The 16,683-nt window shown below is 65.3% G+C and carries 15 protein-coding genes; 4 read left to right on the top strand and 11 right to left on the bottom strand.

Going from position 1 to position 16,683, the window contains the following annotated elements; translation table 11 throughout:
* Positions 1 to 10: 10 nt before the first annotated feature.
* Both ggt and AB3X98_RS22930 read left to right on the top strand, forming a co-directional pair.
* Positions 11 to 1,741, top strand: coding sequence for a gamma-glutamyltransferase (gene ggt, locus AB3X98_RS22925; RefSeq protein ID WP_368603618.1), 1,731 nt, complete (start codon positions 11 to 13; stop codon positions 1,739 to 1,741).
* A gap of 349 nt (positions 1,742 to 2,090) precedes the next feature.
* Complete coding sequence (locus tag AB3X98_RS22930; RefSeq protein ID WP_069267457.1) at positions 2,091 to 2,633, top strand: LuxR family transcriptional regulator; 543 nt, start codon at positions 2,091 to 2,093, stop codon at positions 2,631 to 2,633.
* 18 nt (positions 2,634 to 2,651) lie between these two features.
* On the opposite strand, the gene AB3X98_RS22935 is transcribed toward AB3X98_RS22930, so the two are convergent.
* The 3 genes from AB3X98_RS22935 to AB3X98_RS22945 all read right to left on the bottom strand — a co-directional run bounded on the left by AB3X98_RS22935 (position 2,652) and on the right by AB3X98_RS22945 (position 5,576).
* Complete coding sequence (locus tag AB3X98_RS22935) at positions 2,652 to 2,843, bottom strand: hypothetical protein (protein ID WP_368603617.1); 192 nt, start codon at positions 2,841 to 2,843, stop codon at positions 2,652 to 2,654.
* A gap of 34 nt (positions 2,844 to 2,877) precedes the next feature.
* A complete protein-coding gene (locus AB3X98_RS22940; protein WP_368603616.1) occupies positions 2,878 to 4,581 on the bottom strand; it encodes an FAD-dependent oxidoreductase in 1,704 nt (567 codons plus the stop codon).
* A gap of 176 nt (positions 4,582 to 4,757) precedes the next feature.
* Positions 4,758 to 5,576 carry a helix-turn-helix transcriptional regulator gene (locus AB3X98_RS22945; protein ID WP_368603615.1) on the bottom strand — a complete coding sequence of 273 codons (819 nt, stop codon included), beginning with the start codon at positions 5,574 to 5,576 and terminating at the stop codon, positions 4,758 to 4,760.
* A 229-nt stretch (positions 5,577 to 5,805) separates the two neighbouring features.
* Here AB3X98_RS22945 and AB3X98_RS22950 point away from each other — a divergent pair, with 229 nt between their 5' ends.
* Positions 5,806 to 6,828 carry a VTT domain-containing protein gene (locus AB3X98_RS22950; protein ID WP_133184787.1) on the top strand — a complete coding sequence of 341 codons (1,023 nt, stop codon included), beginning with the start codon at positions 5,806 to 5,808 and terminating at the stop codon, positions 6,826 to 6,828.
* A gap of 39 nt (positions 6,829 to 6,867) precedes the next feature.
* On the opposite strand, the gene AB3X98_RS22955 is transcribed toward AB3X98_RS22950, so the two are convergent.
* On the bottom strand, positions 6,868 to 8,295 hold the full coding sequence (locus AB3X98_RS22955; protein WP_368603614.1) for an MFS transporter: 1,428 nt from the start codon (positions 8,293 to 8,295) through the stop codon (positions 6,868 to 6,870).
* Between the two features lie 287 nt (positions 8,296 to 8,582).
* Between AB3X98_RS22955 and AB3X98_RS22960 the strand changes: the two genes are divergently transcribed.
* Positions 8,583 to 9,608: an aldo/keto reductase gene (locus AB3X98_RS22960; RefSeq protein WP_069267463.1), complete on the top strand. Its 1,026-nt coding sequence runs from the start codon at positions 8,583 to 8,585 to the stop codon at positions 9,606 to 9,608.
* A gap of 27 nt (positions 9,609 to 9,635) precedes the next feature.
* Here AB3X98_RS22960 and AB3X98_RS22965 read toward each other — a convergent pair whose 3' ends face one another.
* The 7 genes from AB3X98_RS22965 to AB3X98_RS22995 all read right to left on the bottom strand — a co-directional run bounded on the left by AB3X98_RS22965 (position 9,636) and on the right by AB3X98_RS22995 (position 16,681).
* Positions 9,636 to 9,812: a hypothetical protein gene (locus tag AB3X98_RS22965; RefSeq protein ID WP_154677984.1), complete on the bottom strand. Its 177-nt coding sequence runs from the start codon at positions 9,810 to 9,812 to the stop codon at positions 9,636 to 9,638.
* Between the two features lie 574 nt (positions 9,813 to 10,386).
* Positions 10,387 to 11,088 carry a carbonic anhydrase gene (locus AB3X98_RS22970; protein ID WP_069267464.1) on the bottom strand — a complete coding sequence of 234 codons (702 nt, stop codon included), beginning with the start codon at positions 11,086 to 11,088 and terminating at the stop codon, positions 10,387 to 10,389.
* Between the two features lie 340 nt (positions 11,089 to 11,428).
* Positions 11,429 to 12,262: an ABC transporter ATP-binding protein gene (locus AB3X98_RS22975; RefSeq protein ID WP_368603613.1), complete on the bottom strand. Its 834-nt coding sequence runs from the start codon at positions 12,260 to 12,262 to the stop codon at positions 11,429 to 11,431.
* 37 nt (positions 12,263 to 12,299) lie between these two features.
* The gene (locus tag AB3X98_RS22980) at positions 12,300 to 13,133 is read right to left on the bottom strand and encodes an ABC transporter permease (protein WP_368603612.1); all 834 of its coding nucleotides are present in this window, start codon (positions 13,131 to 13,133) and stop codon (positions 12,300 to 12,302) included.
* A 48-nt stretch (positions 13,134 to 13,181) separates the two neighbouring features.
* Complete coding sequence (locus AB3X98_RS22985; protein ID WP_368603611.1) at positions 13,182 to 14,045, bottom strand: ABC transporter permease; 864 nt, start codon at positions 14,043 to 14,045, stop codon at positions 13,182 to 13,184.
* A gap of 21 nt (positions 14,046 to 14,066) precedes the next feature.
* Positions 14,067 to 15,143, bottom strand: coding sequence for an ABC transporter substrate-binding protein (locus AB3X98_RS22990; RefSeq protein ID WP_069267468.1), 1,077 nt, complete (start codon positions 15,141 to 15,143; stop codon positions 14,067 to 14,069).
* Positions 15,144 to 15,433: 290 nt separating this feature from the next.
* Positions 15,434 to 16,681, bottom strand: a complete 1,248-nt coding sequence (locus AB3X98_RS22995; RefSeq protein WP_342946318.1) for an MFS transporter — start codon at positions 16,679 to 16,681, stop codon at positions 15,434 to 15,436.
* Positions 16,682 to 16,683: the final 2 nt, after the last annotated feature.

Consider the following 16,683-nt stretch of genomic DNA (forward strand, 5'->3'; position numbering starts at 1 on the left):
GGTGAACTCGATGAAGCTGGTTGAAAAAACGAAAATTTCCGCTGCCGCTCTCGCACTGCTTTCGCTATCCGCCTTGTCCACGGGCTTCCTCGAAGCCACGCCGGCCTTTGCGAAGGATACGCAGCAACGCCCTGCGGTCCTCAATGCATCCGCCGTGGCCGTTGCCGACAAGTACGCGGCCGACGCCGCCGAGCAGATCCTCAAGGAGGGCGGTAACGCCGTCGACGCGGCGGTCGCCATCGCCTTCTCGCTCGCCGTGACGTACCCCGAAGCCGGCAACATCGGCGGCGGCGGGTTCATGACGCTCTACGTGAACGGCAAGCCGTACTTTCTCGACTATCGCGAGCGCGCGCCGCTCGCCGCCACGCGCACGATGTACCTCGACGACAAGGGCAACGTGATCCCGGGCAAGAGCCTTTACGGCTACGACGCCGTGGGCGTGCCGGGGACGGTCGAGGGCATGTGGGAGGCGCAGAAGCGCTTCGGCAGGCTGCAATGGAAGCAGGTGCTCGCGCCGGCGATCAAATATGCGCGCGACGGCTTCGTCGTGGACGAGCAGCTCGCGAAGCGCCGTGAGGCCGCGGAAAAGGACTTCGCCGGCAAGACCAATTTCGACGACTACTTCGGCAACCTGAAGGAGGGCGTCACGTTCAAGCAGCCCGATCTCGCCAATGTGCTCACGCGCATTGCGAACCAGGGCGCGAAGGACTTCTATGACGGCAAGACCGCGGATCTGATCGCCGCTTCGATGAAGGGTCAAGGCCTCATCACGAAGCGCGACCTGCAGGAGTACAAGGCAGTGTGGCGCCAGCCCGTGGAGGCGAAGTGGAACGGCTACGAGATCATCACTGCGCCGCCCCCGAGCTCGGGTGGCGTGGGCCTCGTGCAGCTGCTCAAGATGAAGTCGATGCTGGCGCCGCAATTCAAGGATGTGCAGCTCAATTCGCCGCAGTACATCCATCTGATCGCGGAGATCGAGAAGCGCGTGTTCGCGGATCGCGCGCAATATCTCGGTGACCCCGACTTCTACAAGGTGCCGGTCGCGCAGCTCACCGACGACGCGTACCTCGCGAAGCGCGCTGCCGAAGTCGACCCCGACAAGCCATCCGACACCAAGAGCGTACAACCGGGCCTCGGCACCTCGATGCCTGAGAAGGCGGAGACGACGCACTTCTCGGTGGTCGACAAGTGGGGCAACGCCGTTTCGAACACGTACACGGTCAATGGCTACTTCGGTTCGGGCGTGGTCGTGCCGGGCGCCGGCATCGTGCTCAACGACGAGATGGACGATTTCGCGTCCAAGCCCGGCGTGCCTAACATGTTCGGCGTGGTGGGCAGCGACGCGAACGCGATTGCGCCGAAGAAGCGTCCGCTTTCGTCGATGACGCCGACCATCCTCACGAAGGACGGCAAGGTGGCGCTCGTGATCGGTACGCCGGGTGGCTCGCGCATCTTCACGTCGGTGTTCCAGGTCATCAACAACAACTACGACTTCGACATGCCGTTGAAGGACGCGGTGGCGGCGATGCGCTTCCACCACCAGTTGCTGCCGCCCAACACGATTTTCTGGGAGCCGTATGCGCCGATCGACGGCGAACTCGCCAGGCAGGTCGAGGCGAAGGGCTACGTGCTGAAGGCGCAGGACTTCAACGGCGACATCCAGGCGATCCGTATCAACGGCGATACGCCCGACGCGGTTTCCGATCCGCGCGGCCGTGGCGTCTCGCGTCTGATCCAGTAAAACCGCGACGCCGATGCGAAACGATGCGCTGCGCATGAAAGCAAACCATTTCGCATCGGCAAGCTGGCATGAGGCGGCAAAAGTTTGCATGACGTGAGCGTTTGTCCTCAAATCTGGGGATGCCGCTCCGTAATTCATCGCGTACTATGCAACCTCCGGCGGAAGACAGCCCTTTGCCGGCGTGTGTTTTTCTTGGGGCGGCATTTGCCGCCCCATTTTCTTTTCGGCATGCCCGCTTCACGCTTTACAGTCGCACTGCATATTGAATCCGTCAGGCGAGGTCATTAAGCTCTGACGTTTGCGTCGCCGCGCAAGCGGGGCGCGCGCCCACTTCTCATCGCACCCGAGCATGGACCTGACGAGCCGCGAACTCGCGTTGATCGCCGACGTCTTCAAGCTGCTGGCCGACCCTATCTTGCCCGAGGGTGCCTTGCGTCTCGAAGTGGGGCGGCGCCTGCTCGAACTGCTGCGCGCCGACGGCCTGCATGCGGGCGCGGACCTGTTCGTCTGGTCGGGCGAAGAGTATCTCGATCATCTGCGCATCGGGCGCGGCAAGCGGCGCGAGCATCTTTCCGATCGGGAGCTGGCGCTGTTCGATCTGGTGCGCCCGGCTTTCATCGCCGCGCTGGCGCGCTCGCGCGCGCAGACGGGCCACGTTCAGCCGCCGCCAGCCGACCCATCCACTGCGGATAACGAAGCGATCAACCGCTTGACGCGGCGCGAGCGCGACGTGGTCGCGCTCGTGGTGGAAGGGCTGCTCGACAAGGAGATCGCCGAGCGGCTAGGCATTTCCTATACGACCGTGCGCACTCATCTCGATCGTTCGTTTCAGAAACTCGGCGTCAGCAACCGCTCGCGCCTCGCGCGACTCGTGCAGTCGACGCAGCGCTGAGGCGTGCCGCGCTTCCCCTTATTCCGGCACGGCTGCCGAAACGTTCTTGCCTGCGGCGTCGATCAACCCGAGGCAGGTTTGCGCGTTGCCGATCCGCTCGATCGCGAGCAGCGCGAAGCGCGCAAGAAAGAGCGGGCCGTTGACTTCGCCCAGATTGGTCATGGTCTTGCACAAGTGCGTGTAGACGGTGTCGAGTTCGCTGTCGGTCATGGCTTTCTCCATCTGTACTTGATTCCGCCAGCGCTCAGGCGCACAGCGCATGGTCAAGGGCGGCGAGCGCCTGCGTGGCGACTGTGCCGGCTTCGCCGTGCCAGCGGCCGAGCACGTGGCCGTCCGGGCGCACGAGGTAGAGCGTGCCGGGCTTGGCGCCGTACATCGGGAACAGGCGTCCCGTTCGGTCCCAGCCGCTGCGGCGTGATGCGTCGTCGGGCTGGCGCTGTGCGAGCGGCACCAGCGCGAACGGCAGCGCGCGGGCGGCCAGCGTCGTTTCGAGCGCGGCGATCGGGGCGGGCGTCGCGCCATCCTCGCTGAAGTAGAACGCCGTAAAGCATGGCGCGATCAAGTCGGTCATGTGCCCTTCACGCACGCCAGCCTGATCGACGATCGTGAGCGGGCATTCGGGCAGCACCGTGCCCGGCACCGGACCGCTCGCGAATGCGTCGGAGGCCGCGTTGAGCGGCGAGGCCGCGTAGGCGATGGCCGAAGTCTGGCGCGGATTGATCAGCGAGCGCACGGCGGCGTGCTCGCGCGCGAGGCTCAGCACGGCGGTGCGCATCAGGTCGAAGGCGAACGACGGCGGCGCCATGAATTCTGTGCTCTTCGTGCCAAAGCTCAGGTTTTCGTGCGCGGCGTAGACGCGCTCATCGGAGTAGCTGTCGAGTAACGCGTCGCTCGCGAGCCCCTTCACGACATGCGCGAGTTTCCACGCCAGGTTGTCGGCGTCGTCGATGCCGGAGTTCGCGCCGCGTACGCCGAAGATCGGCACGAGATGCGCCGCGTCGCCCGCGAACAGCACGCGGCCGTGGCGATAGCGCTCGAGCGTGAGCGCGTTGGCCTTGTAGATCGTGATCCAGACCGGCGACCACGATGCTTTCTCGCCCATCATGTCGAGCAGGCTCTGCACGCGCGGCATGACGTTTTCGGGCTTGATCGCTTCGTCGGCGTCCTCGCCGTCGCGCAGCTGATAGTCGATGCGCCAGACGTTGTCGGGCTGCTTGTGGACGAGCACGGTCGAGCCGGGATTCGACGCCGGGTCGAAATACGCGAGCCGCTCCGTGGGCCGCGCGCTGTCGAGCAGGATGTCGACGATCACATAACGGCCCTCATAGCTCGTGCCCTGAAGCTTCAGGCCGAGCGACTCGCGCACCGTGCTGCGGCCGCCGTCGGCGGCGATGAGCCAGTCGGTCTGCGCGGTGTAATCGCCTGCGGGCGTGGAGAGCGAGAGCGTGGCGCCATGCGCGTCTTCTTGCAGGGCCGTCACCTTCGTGCACCAGCGAATGTCGATGAGATCGGCGTGCCGCTCCGCTGCGTCGAGCAGGAACTGCTCGATGTGGTACTGCGCGAGGTTGACCATCGGCGGCAGCTTCTGGTTTTCGTCCTGCGGCATCGTGAAGTGCAGCACTTCGTCGTTGCGATAGAAGCTGCGGCCGCCGGTCCACGGCAGACCTTTGGCGAGAAAGCCGTCGAGCGCGCCGAGGCGCTCGATGATTTCGAGGCTGCGGCGCGAAATGCAGATCGCGCGGCTGCCGTAGCAGACCGATGCGTCGGCTTCGATCAGCACCGAGCGCACGCCGTGCTTCGCGAGGCCGAGCGCGATGGCGAGGCCCACTGGACCGCCGCCGACGATCGTCACGGCGTGGCGTTGCGCTTCACGGCCGCCTTCGAGTTCGGGCAGGCGGGCGGCGTGCTGCCTGGCCTCGAACGGATAGGGTTTGAATCCGGCGCTCATGGGGATTGCGTCTCCGATACGTAAGTCTTGTGCTTGCCGGCATGCCCCGAGCGGGGCGCTGGCGATGAAGGCAGTATGGAGCGCGAGGCGCGGCCCGCTGTCCTCAATTTGGGTACAGGGGGCTTACGGGCGGATATTTTGCGCAGTGGTTTTGTGCGCGCGCTTGCGGCGGGTGTTTAACCGTGATCCGTCGCGAGACAAAGCGCAAAAAGCTGCCGCTGGCTCGAAATGCCCAGCCGCTGATAGGCGCGTTTCTGATACGTCACCACACTGCTGGGCTTCACGCCCATGCACTCGGCAATTTCAACCGCGCTACGCCCTTCGAGCACCCCGCGCAGGGCGTCGAGTTCGCGTTTGGAGAGCGTGGGGCAGAGCCCGCGCAGGCGCGCGAGCATCATCTGAGGAATGCCGAGCTGGCTCTGGCCGCGAATCGTGTAGTGGTGCCGGGCCGACTCGCCGATCAGCGGCGCGAGCGATTCGACCAGTTCCACTTCGCCCGGCTGAAAATTGCCGGCGTCGCTTTCGCGGTACAGGTTCACGGAGAGCCAGATGTCGGCGGCGGGCTGCAGCAGCAGCGAGAGCCGGTCGGATACGTTGGGCGTGGCGTAACACGCGGTGCGATAACCATCGTGCGCGATGTCCGCGCTGCTTTGCCAGTGCAGCACGAGCGACGAGCCGGGCTTGTCGGCCGAGGTGCCGCAAACGATCTGCTGATTGCCGTCGAGCGCGTAGAAGAGGCGCGCGTAGGTGTCGGCGACGTCGCGCAAAAAGCGCCCGCCGCGATGATCGGCCACGGAAACCGTGCGCGGCCGGTTGCCGAATTCGTAGGCGAACACGGTGCACTGCGTGACCGACGTCGCCGGGCCGAGCATGTTCAGCACTTCGGCGGCGAGTGCGTTGGCGTCGTCGCGGCCGATGGCCGAAACGAGGCTGGTGACGCGCGAGAGGTCTAACTGACCTGCCTGCCTCGGTCGATCGAGATGCCAGTAACGCATGTGTCTTGACGGAAAACGGCTGGAAAAAGCAACTTTTAGGAGATTAGCACCGTTTCGCATCGCCGCGAAAGCGCCGGCAGCGGGGCCGGATCGCCCGCCCGATGCCGCCGCGAAGCCTGCGTCAACGAGAGCAAGGAATGGCACGTTGGGGTAATCTCCACCCTCGGCCGGCGCGGTATGCGCGCCACGTTTCCTTACCTGAATATCCCTGCGCGCAGGTTATCTCGAAATGTTGACGCTCCCCACCGCGATTCCACCCGATTTCGGCGCCGGAGCGGTCTTTCTCAGCGTACTCGTCACGCAACTGGGCGTGCCCGTCCCGGCCGCGCCGGTGTTGATTCTCGCGGGCACGATGGCGGCGAGCGGCGAGACGTCCTACGGGAGCCTGCTGGCGGCGGCCGTGATCGCGACGCTGCTCGCGGATTCGCTGTGGTTCGCCGCAGGCCGCAAGCGCGGGCGGCGTCTGCTCAATGGGCTCGTGCGTTTTTCGCTGTCGCTGGACACGACGATCCGCATCGCGCGCAACGTATTCGAGCGCTACGGCGCGCCCATTCTCGCGGTGGCGAAGTTCGTTCCGGGGCTCGGCCTGATTTCCGCGCCGCTGCTCGGCACGACGACGGTGGCGGTTCACGTCTTCCTGCTGTGGGACACGGTCGGCGCGGCGTTGTGGGCGGGCACCTGGCTGCTCGGCGGCGCGGCGCTGCATGCGGAAATCGTCCGCTTCGCGGCGTTCGTGCGCGCGAACGGCATGACGATTTTCGACGTGCTCGCCGTGGCGGGCGTGCTGTTCCTCGCCTGGCGCTGGCTGCGGCGCATGCAGTTCCGCCACTGGCTGGCGACGCACCGCATTTCGCCCGATCAGCTCGACGAGATGATGAAGTCGAGCGCGCCGCCCATCGTGCTCGACGCGCGCCCGCAATCCGTGCGCGCGAAGGAGGCCTACCGGATTCCTGGTGCGCGTCCGCTGAATCTCGATTCGAGCGAAGAACTCTCACCCGAGCTGATCGGGCGTCCAATCGTCGTGTACTGCGTGTGCCCGAACGAGGCGACGGCCAAGCGCATCGTCGATCAGTTGCGCAACAAGCACATCTACCACGCGCGCGCGCTCAGGGGCGGCCTCGACGCCTGGGAGCGCCACGGTTATCCGGTCGAGCCGCTGTCCAACGAGTTCCACGCGGCGCATGCCCATGCCGATGAACTCGAGGCGGGCGAGGAAGCGGAATTCACCGTGCGGGCAAGCCTTTCCAAATAACGGCAGTTCCGCCGCGCGTCGCCAGGCGCGCGGCGTGACCTACGCGCGCTGCCTGTGCGAGCCGCCGCCCACGTTCTGTCCCGCATCGCGCGCCATCTGCGCATAACCCCACACCGAAATCAGCGTGAGCACGCCGGCCGCGAGAAAGGCGAGCCGGAAATCGTCGAGCGTGAACACGTGGCCCGTGGTTTCGCCGTTCAGGTTCGCGGCCACGCGCAGCGCGAGCGCGCCGAACGCAATGCCAAGGCCGATCGTCATCTGCGCCGCCGCGCTCCAGAGCGTGCTGGCCGCGCTCATTTGCGGCTGCGCGACGTCGGCGTAGGCCAGCGTGGCGAGGGTCGAAAACTGCATGGAGCGCGCCATGCCGTAGACGAACACGACGATCAACACGATGGCGAGCGGCGTGCCGGGCGTGAGCAGGCCGCACGCGATCAACGAGACGCTCGCGACGCTGACGTCGACGACGGAAACGAGCCGGAAGCCCCAGCGTTCGAGAATGCGCGTCGTGAGCGCCTTCATGCCGAGATTGCCGAGCGCGCTCGCGAGCAGCAGCAGGCCGGACTTGAACGCCGAGAGACCGAAGCCGATCTGGAACATCAGCGGCATCAAATACGGCGCCGCGCCGATGCCGATACGCGTGATCGAGCCGGTCACGATCGTGACGGAAAAGGTCGGAACCTTCAGCGTGGAAACATCGACGAGCGGGTGCGGATGACGTTTTGCATGCACGAACGCGACGACCCCAATCGCGACGCCCGCCGCCACGAGCGCCATTGCGCGCCAAGGATTCTGGCCGACCTGGCTCGCGAGTTCCGCGCCGTAAAGGATGGCGGTGAGCGCGGCGCCGCTCAGCACGAGACCCGCCACGTCGAGCGGCCGGCGCTGTTCGCCGCGCAGGTTCGGCACGATGGCGCCGATGGCCGCGAGCACGGCGATGCCGAACGGCACATTTAACAGAAAGATCCAGCGCCACGACGCATACGTCGTGATGAAACCGCCGATCGGCGGTCCCACCACGGGTGCGGCGATGGCGGGCCAGGTGATCGTCGAGATCGCCTGCATGAGCTTGCTTTTCTCGGTGCTGCGCACGACGATCATGCGCCCGACCGGCACCATCATCGCACCGCCAATGCCTTGCAGAATGCGCGCGGCCACGAACTCGTCGACGTTCTGCGAGATCCCGCACAGCACCGACGCCACCGTGAACGTGACCACGGCGCTGAAGAACACGGTGCGCGCGCCGCAGCGGTCCGCCACCCAGCCGCTGGCCGGAATGAAGATGGCGAGCGCGAGCATATAGGCGGTCACGCCGAGACTCAGGCTATTCGGGCCGATGCCGAACGAGCGCGCCATCTGCGGCAGCGCCGTGGCGATCACGGTCGTGTCGAGGTACTCCATGAAGAACGTGGCGGCGACGAGGTACGGCAGCCAGCCGACGCCGGGGGAACGTTGTGCGGGAGCGGTCATTGCGCCTCCACGCAGCAGCGGAGAATCAATGCGATCTTGTTACGGAGCATGGGCAGGCAGCGGAGATATTGCCGATCGGTACGTTGCGGACCGGATAGTGAAGCACAAAGCCCGCGGCGAAAGGCGACAGTTTCCATCAGGCAAAAGCATCTGTACAGCCGCGCGGCGGTCCGCGGCGCGGCGAGCCGTTCGCCGTGTGACCCGCGCGGCAAGCCCGAATCGAAGCGCGTAGACTCGTCCGCTGTCGGCATCACATCGTCAACCCGTTGATTAATGGAGAGTCGGAAATGGAATACCGTTTTCTGGGTGCGTCCGGAATGAAGGTGCCGGTGCTGAGCTTAGGCACCGGCACGTTCGGCGGCAAAGGCGAGTTTTTCGAGGCCTGGGGCGCAACCGATGTCGCCGAAGCGCGCAAGCTCATCGACATTTGCCTCGACGCTGGTGTCACGATGTTCGATACGGCCGATATCTATTCGAGCGGCGCGTCGGAGTCGGTGCTCGGCGAGGCGCTCAAGGGGCGCCGCGACAAGGCGATCATCTCGACCAAGGCGACCTTCCGCTTCGACGACGAACCCAACAACGTAGGCTCATCGCGCTTCCACCTGAAGCGCGCGGTCGACACGGCGCTCAAGCGTCTGCAGACCGACCATATCGACCTGTTCCAGTTGCATGGATTCGATGCGCGCACACCGGCCGAAGAGGTGCTGTCCACGCTCGACGAACTGGTACGCGCAGGCAAGGTTCTCTACACGGGCGTGTCGAACTTCTCGGGCTGGCACCTGATGAAGTCTCTGGCCGTGGCCGATCGCTACGGCTATCCGCGTTACGTCGCGAACCAGACGTACTACTCGCTGATCGGCCGCGACTACGAGTGGGAGTTGATGCCGCTCGGGCTCGACCAGGGTGTGGGCGCGGTGGTGTGGAGTCCGCTGGGCTGGGGACGGTTGACGGGCAAGATCCGGCGCGGCCAGCCGCTGCCGGAGAAGAGCCGTCTGCACAAGACGGCGGAGCAGGGGCCGCCGGTGCCGGACGAATACCTCTTTCGCGTGCTCGACGCCATCGACGAGATCGCGCAGGAAACCGGCAAGACCGTGCCGCAGATCGCGCTGAACTGGCTGCTGCAGCGGCCGACGGTCGCGACGGTGCTGATCGGCGCGCGCGACGAGGCGCAGTTGCGCCAGAATCTCGGCGCGGTCGGCTGGGACCTCACGCCCGAGCAGGTGGCGAAGCTCGACGCCGCGAGTGCTGTGCGGCCTGTGTACCCCTACTGGCACCAGGAGGGTTTTGCCGAGCGCAATCCGTCACCGGTGTGACGAGTCGCCTCGCCCGGTGAGGCTTCATCAAGCCGCTTCGGTCTGGCGCAGGATCTGGGTCGCGCCCAGATGCAGCGCCAGCGCGAAGAACTCGCGCTCCGCGAGATTGAGGGTCTTCGCGGCGGCCATCGCGCGGTAATGATCTTCCGGGTGCAGGAACAACTTCACTTCGACTTTCGACTGACGGTTCTGCGCGGACTCCATGGATGCTTCTCCTTCGGTAACCGGGCGCTCGGCCCGTGACGGGTGCGAAGCCCATTACCGGGCGTCCATACGCGCAAAAGCGCGCGCCGTTTGCCGCGACGTGAATAGCAGCATGAAAACGGCAATGACGCGGAGTGGGCCTTTCAAGTTCGCCTGCCGCGGCGCGTGCGCGACGGCAGGACACGCGCGCTGAACTAGCGAAGCGTGGGACGACGCAATGCGCCGGTAGTGCGATTGAAGCCGGGATGAGACAGGTGATGCGACGGCGGGGCAACGTGCTGCATAGCGACCAACCTCCGGAATTCTTCTTCTTGTGCGGCAGGGCGCCGCAGGTAGTACGGGCCAGAGTGTAGTCGGGTTTTGTCCTAGGGTAAACCCCTAATTCGAAAAGAATTATTGCGCAGATTGAGAAAATCGCTCGCCAAGACCTGGAAATGCGCTGTGGACGCACTTCAATTCATGCGGAATGCATAAGGGGAGTGTGAATGGGGCGGCGTGAGTCGCCGCCCCGGCGCTGGCCAGAAGTGAGCCTGGCAGTCAGCGTGAAGGCGTGGGGCGCATCAGCGCCCGGCCATTATTCCTCGACGCGCTTGCGCAGGCGCGCACGCGCTTCGCCGAGCGACAGGAACTTGCCGTGTGCTTCGTCCAGCACAGTGACCTTGCCGTGGCCGATGTCATAGACCCAGCCCTGCAGTTCGAGCTGGCCCTGGGCCACGCGCGCCGCCACGGCGGGGTGCGTGCGCAGGTGCGTGAGTTGCAGGCGGACGTTTTCTTCCACGAGCGCCTGAACGATCTGGTCGTCGTCCAGACCGCGGGTTTTGACCACGCTGCGCGCGGCTTCCGCGTTGCGCAGCCACGCGTGCACGGTGGGCATGTCGGCCGTGGCTTCCGCACCCGAGGCGAGCCCCTTCATCGCGCCGCAATCGGTATGGCCGCACAGCACGATCTGCTTCACGTTGAGCGCGAGCACCGCGAACTCCACGACGGCGGAAACGCCGCCGAGCATTTCGCCGTACGCCGGCACGATATTGCCGATGTTGCGGCACACGAACAGATCACCGGGCTTGGCCTGCGTGATCATTTCCGGCGAAACGCGCGAGTCGGCGCAGGTGATGAAGAGCGTGTGCGGCGCCTGGCTGTGGGCGAGGCTGCGGAACAGCTCCTTGTTGCCCGGGAAAACGTGATGAGTGAATTCTTCCACGCCGTCGAGCAGGTGTAACAGGTCGCAGCCGCACGAATCGGAGTGACCGTCGTGCGAGTGGGTGTTGTCTGGCATGGATGTTTCTCTCTTTATCATGAATCGACACTATCGAATGGCAACAGCGGGAGTTTACGCTGAGCCGACCCCTTGCGGATCGGAAAACTTCGCGTCACGTTGCCCCGGACAGCCGTTTCCCCGGTACTCAATCGTCGAACCCGCGGGATATGCCGACAAACCGGCAGAAAGACGGCTAATTACCGGAAAGCGTGCTGCTGCGAAGGCGCTGACGCGTCGTGCGTTTCCGTTCGAAAGGAGATTTTCTCACGCCGGGCGCAATTGGCACACCCGCGGTGTCGCCGGCGATGTCGGGATCATGAGGAAGGAGGAGCCGCGACCGACCAGTCGGTCGGCGCGCTCACCACGCCATGCGCCATTGACCTGAAGATTGGCCAGGGGTGTCGGGCAACAGCGTGTCGCCGGGCGGTGTCGCGGCGTCCGAGAAGTCGGAGAGAATCTCGTCGCGCAGCCGCACGAAGCGCGGATCCGCGCGATCGCGCGGGCGCGGCAATGCCACGTCGACGATGCGACGAATGCGGCCGGGGCGCGGCGCCATCGTCACGACGCGCTCGCCCAGGTAGATCGCCTCGTCGACATCGTGCGTGACGAGGATCATCGTGATGCGTTCGCGTTCCCAGATGCGCAGCAGTTCGTTTTGCAGACGGCTGCGCGTGAGGGCGTCGAGTGCGCCGAAGGGTTCGTCGAGCAGCAGCACGCGCGGGCGATTGACGAGGCCGCGCGCGATCGCCACGCGCTGCGCCATGCCGCCCGAGAGCTGATGCGGATACGCCCGCTCGAAGCCCGTGAGGCCCACGAGTGCGATGTGCTCGGCCACCGCGTCGTGTTTTTCGCGTGCCGACAGCGGGGCGTTGCGCAGTGCCGCCAGGATGTTCTGTTCTGCCGTGAGCCAGGGAAACAGACGATGATCCTGGAACACGATGCCGCGCTCGAGCGAGGTGTCGCCAACACGTTCGCCGCGCATCATGATGGCGCCGCTATAGCCCGCGTCGAGGCCGGCGATCAGGCGCAGCAGCGTGGATTTTCCGCATCCGCTCGCGCCGAGCACGCTCACGAATTCGCCGGGGCGCACATGCAGCGTCACGTCGTCGAGCACGACGAGCGTGGACTCGCCCGTGCCGTAGCGCTTGCTCACATGCAGAATGTCGAGTCCGGCGGGTTCAGTGGCGCTCATCGGCTTTTCTCCAGTTTCTGTTGATTGGTAGTCCGGATCATTGGGCGGTGATGTGCAGCCGCGCCAGCACCGTTCGCTCCACGCGCCGAGCGAGCGCATTGAGCGCCCAGCCGATCGCGCCGACGACGACGATGCCGCACAGCACGAGGTCCATGCGGAACTGCTCGCTGCCGTCGATCAGAAGATTGCCGATGCCGCTGCCCGCCACGAGCAGATACTCCGCGCCGAGCGTGGCGAGCCACGAATAGATGAGCGCGAGATAAAGGCCCGTAAAAATAGAGGGCAGCGCGGCGGGCAACAGCACGTAGCGGACAAGCTGCAGGCGCGAATAGCGCAACGCCCGCGCGAGTTCGACGTATTTGCGTGGCACGGCGTGAATGCCGTCACACGTATGGGCGGCAACCGGGAGCAGCGCCGCGAGCGAAAGGAAGACCACCTTGGCGGCGTCGCCGAGCCCGAACCATACGGAAATGAGCGGAATCCATGCGAACAGCGAGATCTGCTTGAAGGTGTCGAAGCTCGGCCCCACGACGCGTGCGGCGATGCGCGAAAGACCCAGCGCGCCGCCCAGCAGGAACCCCGCCGACGCGCCGATGGCAAAGCCGCAGGCTTCGCGGGCAAGCGACGCCGAAAGCGCGCGGAACAATGCACCGCTTTCGATTTGTTCATAAGCGGTGCGAATCACATCGCCGGGACTCACGAGCAGGCCGCTTTTCACGAGATGCGAGGCGCTCAAGGCCCACCACAGCGCGATGGCGACGAGGGGCAGGGCGGCGCCACGCAAATCGACAGTGCGGCGCGGCCTCGCTTCGGTGGCCGCGTCACAGGCGCAATCGGGACGCGCGGATGCTCGTGCAAGCGATATCTTCATGGCGAATTCTCCCTTGTCCTCAATGGCGGCAGTTATTCATCGTCAGCGTCAGCCGCGAAACGCCGAAGGCGTGCCGCGCCGAAAACGTCGCTCGAGCACATCGAGCAGCCGATTGATGACGAGGCCGACCGCGCCCACCACGACCACTGACGCCATCACGAGATCGAGCTGAAAGAGCTGGCGGCCATACACGATCAGGTAGCCGAGGCCTTCCGAGGACGCCACGAGTTCGACGACGACGAGCGCGAGCCACGCCTTCGTGAAGGCCAGGCGCACGCCGGTGGCGAGCGTCGGAATCGCCGCGGGCAGCACGAGCCTCACGATGCGTTGCCAGCGGGTGTAGGCGAACACGCGCGCGACTTCATCGAGTGCAGCGGGTGTTTGCCGAAAGCCCTGCATGGTGCTGAGCGTGACGGGCACGAGCGCCGCGTGAGCGATGAGCAAATACTTGAGCGGCTCGCCCACGCCGACGAGCAACAGCAGAAACGGCAGCCAGCCGAGCACGGGAATCTGCACGATCGCGTTGAAGCTGGGCAGCACCCACGCTTCGAGTGTGCGGGAGAGCCCGAGCGCACCACCGATCAGGAACCCGAGCGCGGTGCCGCCGGCGAAGCCCAGCAGCACGCGTTGCAGGCTGATCAGCGTATTGCGCGCAAGCTCGCCACTCTGGGCGAGGTCGACGAAGGTTTCATAAACGCGCTGCGGCGCAGGCAGGATTTGCGGCGCGATCCAGCCACGCGCGCAGCCGACGCTCCACAGCAGATACAGCATCGCAGGCAGCAGCCAGGGCGCGAGATGCCAGGTGCATGCGCGCAGTACGCTGCGCCAGCGCACGTGCGCGCTCGTCGTGTCGAAACGTGGTGTTGCTGCACGCGGCGCGTCCGAAGCAATCGTGATCGCGGTTTCCGTCATGATGCGGCTCCTCTCGCGTGCTCAGCCCAGCGGCTTGCCGGCGGCGTCGTAGCGGGTCCAGTAGTGTTCGAGCTTTTGCGCACGCAGCGCGTTGTCGAGATAGCGCGGCTCGAACCACGAATCGACGTCCACGGGCTGGCGGATCAGCTTCAGGCGCAACGCGTCCTGCGCAACGGCTTTGTAGCGCGCCACGATGAACGGATCGATCAGCGGCGAATTGCGGTACTTCAGCGGCTGGTCGCCGAATTCGGCTTGCCAGGACGAATAGCTCACGCCGCTCTTCGCCCAGAGCTTGAAGAGCGCGTCGCGGTTTGCTTCATCGGACGACCATTGCGCCGCCTGCACGAAGACATTGACCACGCGTTGCACGATGTCGGGGTGTGCCTTCTCGAAGCCGTCGAGCACGAGCAGATGCGCCTGGCGCGTCAATTGCGGGCCGTCATGCTGCGATTCGTAGACGATGCGAACGAGCCCCTGATCGCGCAGCCGGTAAAGGTGATAGTCGTTCACCGAGGCGTCGATGCCTTTCGATGCGAGCGCCGCGAGCGAACTTGCGTTGTCGAGGTTGATCACCCGTAGCGCGCGCTCGTCGAGCTGGTTCTCCGCGAGCGCGTTGTCGGCCACGAGTTGCAGATTCGTGCCGCGAAAAATGGCGACGCGCCGGTCCTTGAGGTCCTTGATCGATTTGATGTCGGAATCGGCGGGCACACCCACTTTCACGCCGGAGCGCACGCCCGACTCCAGCAGGATGCGGGTCTTGAGGCCGTTGGCGCGCGCGAGCACCGAGGGCAGGTCGCCTTGATACGCGAAGTCGAGTGCATTGTTGGCAATGGCCTCGTTCACTGCCGGACCCGCGCCTTTGAAGAAGAGCCACTCGACCTTGATGCCGTCGGCGGCGAATTCCTTTTCGAGCAACTGCTGGCCGCGCACTGTGGCAGCGGTCGAACCGCCGAAAGTGGGCGGGTCGCCCGCGCCTTGCTGCGCGACGCCGATGCGGATCACGGCGGGCTTCTCGGCCGCAGCATGCAGGGAGACGAACGAAAGCGCAGCAAAAATCAGAAACTGCGGCAGGTACTGCAGTACGCGATGTGAACGCATGGGCAGGTCGGATCTGGGTGACGAAACGGGGTGCGCGGACTGGCGGGCTTGCTTCGCTGTCGTTGCCGTTGGGTCATTCTTTTCCGGGTTTGCCGATGAGGACAACCAATGATTCGAGATTTGCATTTCTCGACAAAGGCGCTGCGTTTTATGGGGAAGGTGAACGGCAGGGCGCATTCATGGTAGTGGAACGTGGCCCGTGCAGTAGGAAGAAATCGTGCTATCGATGTGAGCAGAAGCGCAAAGCCGCACCGCGCGTCGGGGCGCGGTGCGGTGTGTGAAAGCGCGCCTTAAGGTGTTTCGACCGCGTGGCGCGGTGCAGCGGCACGCCGCGACGGCATGAAGTACCACACGGCGCAGAGTACTTGCAGACCGACGAGTACGGCCCACACGGTCTGATGCGCGACCGCGGGGTAGTGGCCGTCGAGTGCGGGCCAGTGTGCGAGCGCGGCGCCGATCGCGATCTGCAGCAGGAAGATGCCGATGAAGATGACGAGCGTGAACGTGGTGTTCACGCGGCCGATCAGACGCGGCGGGAAATATTCGGCGAGCACGGCATACGTGAGGATGCCGGTGCCCCCGAACGCGCCGTAAGCCGCCCAAAGCAGCGACGCGGGAAGCGGCACGCGCGCCGCGAGCAAGGCTTGCACGAGCACGAACACAAGCATCGTGACGCCGGAAAAGAGCTGGACGCTCACGCCGCGCCGCTCGAAGCTGCGCGCGAGCGCGCCAAAGCCGATGTTACCGACAATGAAAGCGCCGCCCAGCACGGAAACGAGCGAGGCCGCGCGCGCGCCGACATCGGCGGTGCCGGCCGGCACGACGTCGCGCAGAAACGCGCCGACCCACAACGACTGCATGGCGTAAAACACGGCCTGGGTGAGGCCCGAGAACGTTGCGGTCTTCCAGAATGCATGGCTGCACAGGATATGCGCGGTGCCCTTGAACTGCTCGAGCACGCTCGCCTGGTGGTGGGTGTCGCGCGTACGCGGCCCGCCAATCCAGATGATGGCGGCCACGAGCACCGTGAGCACCGCGAGCCCGATGCTCACCGCGCGCCAGGGCGCGATCGAGAGCAGCCACGAGAGCGGGGCGCCCACGGCCACGCCGCCCAGGCCGCCCACGGCCATCACGAGGCCGTTCACGAGCGTGAGCTGCGCCACGGGAAAGTGCTGCGCCGTGGCTTTGAACGCGCCGCCGAGGCACACCGACACGCCCACGCCGATCAGCAGCCGGCCCACCATCATCGCGGCCATGTTGTGCGAGACGCCGAAGATCAACGCACCCGCCGCCGCCACGAGCATGACGCACGCGGTGACGCGGCGCGGGCCGTAATGGTCGAGCAGCACGCCGCCCGGAATTTGCGCGCCCGCGAAGCCGAGGAAATAAAGGCTCGTGAGCGTGCCGAGATCGGTCGCCGTGAAGCCCATTTCACGCGAGAGAAACGGCGCGAAGCCGAGATTGACGCCGCGAAACAGATACGAAATGAAGTAGCCGAGCGCGAATACGGCGAATACGCGCAGTCTGAGTGAGGTCATGT

It is taken from the genome of Paraburkholderia sp. BR14312, assembly GCF_040948675.1.
In the GTDB taxonomy this organism is placed as follows: Bacteria; Pseudomonadota; Gammaproteobacteria; order Burkholderiales; family Burkholderiaceae; genus Paraburkholderia; species Paraburkholderia nodosa_A.